The 3561-nt window shown below is 44.8% G+C and carries 4 protein-coding genes and 3 pseudogenes; 3 read left to right on the forward strand and 4 right to left on the reverse strand.

Translation table 11 applies throughout. From position 1 onward, the window contains the following. Nucleotides 1–195, reverse strand: a 195-nt coding sequence (locus BFF42_RS12715; protein WP_001649947.1) for an IS1 family transposase, incomplete at its 3' end; no start/stop codon positions are given. A gap of 54 nt (nucleotides 196–249) precedes the next feature. Beyond that, nucleotides 250–447 (reverse strand): annotated as a pseudogene (locus BFF42_RS12720) (DUF898 family protein); the annotation flags it as partial. A 192-nt stretch (nucleotides 448–639) separates the two neighbouring features. Between BFF42_RS12720 and BFF42_RS12725 the strand changes: the two are divergent. After that, a pseudogene (locus BFF42_RS12725) lies at nucleotides 640–1142 on the forward strand (GNAT family N-acetyltransferase). Between the two features lie 45 nt (nucleotides 1143–1187). Here BFF42_RS12725 and rraB read toward each other — a convergent pair. Continuing rightward, on the reverse strand, nucleotides 1188–1604 hold the full coding sequence (gene rraB, locus BFF42_RS12730; RefSeq protein ID WP_000002953.1) for a ribonuclease E inhibitor RraB: 417 nt from the start codon (nucleotides 1602–1604) through the stop codon (nucleotides 1188–1190). Nucleotides 1605–1765: 161 nt separating this feature from the next. On the opposite strand from rraB, the gene argF reads away from it, so the two are divergent. Continuing rightward, the gene (gene argF, locus BFF42_RS12735; protein WP_000012901.1) at nucleotides 1766–2770 is read left to right on the forward strand and encodes an ornithine carbamoyltransferase; all 1005 of its coding nucleotides are present in this window, start codon (nucleotides 1766–1768) and stop codon (nucleotides 2768–2770) included. A 71-nt stretch (nucleotides 2771–2841) separates the two neighbouring features. On the opposite strand, the pseudogene BFF42_RS12740 reads toward argF, so the two are convergent. Continuing rightward, a pseudogene (locus tag BFF42_RS12740) lies at nucleotides 2842–3351 on the reverse strand (DNA-binding protein); the annotation flags it as partial. A gap of 51 nt (nucleotides 3352–3402) precedes the next feature. Here BFF42_RS12740 and BFF42_RS12745 point away from each other — a divergent pair. Beyond that, nucleotides 3403–3561: IS1 family transposase (locus BFF42_RS12745; RefSeq protein ID WP_032277379.1), on the forward strand; the 159-nt coding region annotated here is incomplete at its 3' end.

The raw sequence follows: 3561 nt of genomic DNA on the forward strand, positions 1-3561 counted from the left end.
TCCGACGCCATTCATGGCCATATCAATGATTTTCTGGTGCGTACCGGGCTGAGAGGCGGTGTAAGTGAACTGTAGTTGCCATGTTTTACGGCAATGAGAGCAGAGATAGCGCTGATGTCCGGCAGTGCTTTTGCCGTTACGCACCACGCCTTCAGTAGCGGAGCAGGAAGGACATCTGATGGAAATGGAAGCCACGCAAGCACCTTAAAATCACCATCATACACTAAATCAGTAAGTTGGCAGCATTACCGAAAATCGTTGTCCGTTAACTTCCATATTAGCATAGAGATAACGCTTACATTTCATTAATGCCCATGGTAAATAGATACCTAGCGTTATAATCGTTAACAACACATTCACCACACAAATAAGAAAATATCTCTCACCTGTACCATGAAAAACAAACGAATGGGACGGAACATCCATTTCATTAATAACTTGAGCCATAAAAATTCCCTGAATTAAAAAATCCATTGATATAATTTATATATACAGACAGTAAAATGTTCTGCCACGTTACAATACTCTTATCAGTAATAGGCTGGCAAAAACTTTATTGCTTTATAAGATGCTTGCGCACGTAAGAAGAGAGTGGTATTAAACAAATGTATAATTACTTTATTTTTATTGGGTTAAACTATGAATAACATTGCGCCGCAATCACCTGTAATGCGTCGCCTGACGCTACAGGATAATCCTGCTATTGCCCGCGTCATTCGTCAGGTATCCGCCGAATACGGTCTTACCGCTGATAAAGGCTACACCGTCGCCGATCCGAATCTTGACGAACTGTATCAAGTGTATAGTCAGCCGGGTCATGCATATTGGGTGGTTGAGTACGAGGGTGAAGTGGTCGGCGGCGGTGGGATTGCGCCATTAGCAGGTAGTGAATCGGACATTTGCGAACTGCAAAAGATGTATTTTCTTCCGGCTATTCGCGGTAAAGGGCTGGCGAAAAAACTGGCCTTAATGGCGATGGAGCAGGCACGAGAGATGGGCTTCAAACGCTGCTATCTGGAAACGACCGCTTTTTAAAGGAAGCCATTGCGCTTTATGAGCATTTGGGCTTTGAGCATATCGACTATGCACTTGGCTGCACGGGCCATGTTGATTGTGAAGTGCGGATGTTGCGCGAACTCTAAAAAAATGCCCGCTAGTGTGTGCTATCGGGCATTTTAATCAATTAATTAGTGGCGAACCCCGTCATCGTCTTCATCGACAAAATCTTCATCGTCGCCGTCTTCGCCATTAGGATCTTCAAAATAAGTGCCCCAACCGTCGTACTCAACGTCAAATTTCTCCGCCAATGTCATCAGTTGTTCAACCTGGGCATCGATCAGATCGGCATTCAACGCGCACTCGCTGAGGATGTCGCAGCAAATCACGATATCACCATCTTCAACTTCCAGCTCTTCTGGATCGGTCACTTCGTAACCGAGTTTAAACGCTTCAACTGCTGCTTTTTCCAGGGTTTCCAGATCGTCTGCGGAAAGATGGTGTTCGATGGTGTACAGCGCGTCCGGATCGCTGCCATCTTCCAGTAATTCTTCAATAATCAAACGAGTTTCTTCACGCTGTTCTTCCAGTTGTTCCGGGTTTGCCATGGCTCATTCCTCTTAATGTCCTGCCGATACTCTTATTGTCACATACCACTGACATTGCCTCCACCTTTGTGACAAAGATTTATGCTTTAGACTTGCAAATGAATAATCATCCATATAAATTGAATTTTAATTCATTGAGACGTTAGCCACAGGAGGGATCTATGTCCGGGTTTTATCATAAGCATTTCCTGAAATTACTCGATTTCACGCCAGCTGAACTCAACAGCCTGCTGCAGTTAGCCGCGAAGCTGAAAGCCGATAAGAAAAGCGGCAAAGAAGAAGCCAAACTCACTGGTAAAAACATCGCGCTCATCTTCGAAAAAGACTCGACCCGTACCCGATGCTCTTTCGAAGTTGCCGCATATGACCAGGGTGCTCGCGTTACTTATCTCGGCCCAAGCGGCAGTCAGATTGGTCATAAAGAGTCGATTAAAGACACTGCCCGCGTGCTGGGTCGCATGTATGACGGTATTCAGTATCGCGGCTATGGTCAGGAGATTGCCGAAACACTGGCGGAATACGCTGGCGTGCCGGTATGGAACGGCCTGACCAATGAGTTTCACCCCACGCAGTTGCTGGCGGATCTCCTCACCATGCAGGAGCATTTACCCGGTAAAGCATTCAACGAAATGACGCTGGTCTATGCAGGTGACGCACGTAACAACATGGGCAATTCGATGCTCGAAGCTGCGGCGCTTACCGGTCTGGATTTGCGTCTGGTCGCGCCACAGGCATGCTGGCCGGAAGCTGCGCTGGTTACGGAATGCCGCGCCCTGGCACAGCAAAATGGCGGGAATATTACGCTGACGGAAGATGTAGCCAAAGGTGTTGAAGGTGCTGACTTTATCTATACCGATGTATGGGTGTCGATGGGGGAAGCAAAAGAGAAATGGGCAGAACGGATTGCATTACTGCGTGATTATCAGGTGAACAGCAAGATGATGCAGTTGACCGGTAACCCGGAGGTCAAATACCTCCACTGCCTGCCCGCGTTTCATGACGACCAGACGACGCTTGGTAAGAAAATGGCGGAAGAGTTTGGCCTACATGGCGGAATGGAAGTGACTGATGAGGTCTTCGAATCTGCCGCCAGCATTGTTTTTGATCAGGCGGAAAACCGCATGCATACCATCAAAGCGGTGATGGTCGCGACGCTCAGTAAATAATTGATATCGCTATAAAGATGCCGGGAAATACAAAAACATCCCGGCATCACATTATTTTATGCAGTAATAGTTCAATTATTCCACCCCAATTTTTTTATTGCTATACGTAAATCTTCCGGAGGATTTAATTTTTCTAACTGTTCTTTATTAATATATTCATATATATTTATTTTCCCATCCCGGAGGATTTCCATCATTCTTGTTCTAATTTTTAATTCATTACCCATCTTTTCTTCAAAAATCTCAACGACATAACCCGGATTGTTATTTACAATTTCATTTGTTTTTTCTTCATTACCATAAACATATCCTAACTCATTAAGATACAGCTGTTCGCCCTCATACTTCTTAAGTAATTGATAGAAGTACCACTTCGCAAAATCAGGTTGCTTCATGAAAAAATCCTTCAAAAAAATATCATTTACTAAAATGCTGACAGGCACTTCATTAAATAGCAACTTAACATCATCAAATAACCTTAGTATTAAGCGTGATTTTTCTTGATTGCTTAAGTTAAAATCATTGACATATGCAACCAACTTATCCCAAATCAATTCCTGTAATTTACGGCTATTTTGGTAATGCTGCCAGCTTACTGATTTAGTGTATGATGGTGATTTTAAGGTGCTTGCGTGGCTTCCATTTCCATCAGATGTCCTTCCTGCTCCGCTACTGAAGGCGTGGTGCGTAACGGCAAAAGCACTGCCGGACATCAGCGCTATCTCTGCTCTCATTGCCGTAAAACATGGCAACTACAGTTCACTTACACCGCCTCTCAGCCCGGTACGCAC

It is taken from the genome of Shigella sp. FC1661 (genome assembly GCF_001712525.1).
Classification (GTDB): Bacteria; Pseudomonadota; Gammaproteobacteria; order Enterobacterales; family Enterobacteriaceae; genus Escherichia; species Escherichia coli.

Bases quoted from the DNA above. Each gene is read 5' to 3' on its own strand.
- argF (WP_000012901.1), top strand. From the start codon at position 1,766: ATGTCCGGGTTTTATCATAAGCATTTCCTGAAATTACTCGATTTCACG.
- rraB (WP_000002953.1), bottom strand. From the start codon at position 1,604: ATGGCAAACCCGGAACAACTGGAAGAACAGCGTGAAGAAACTCGTTTG.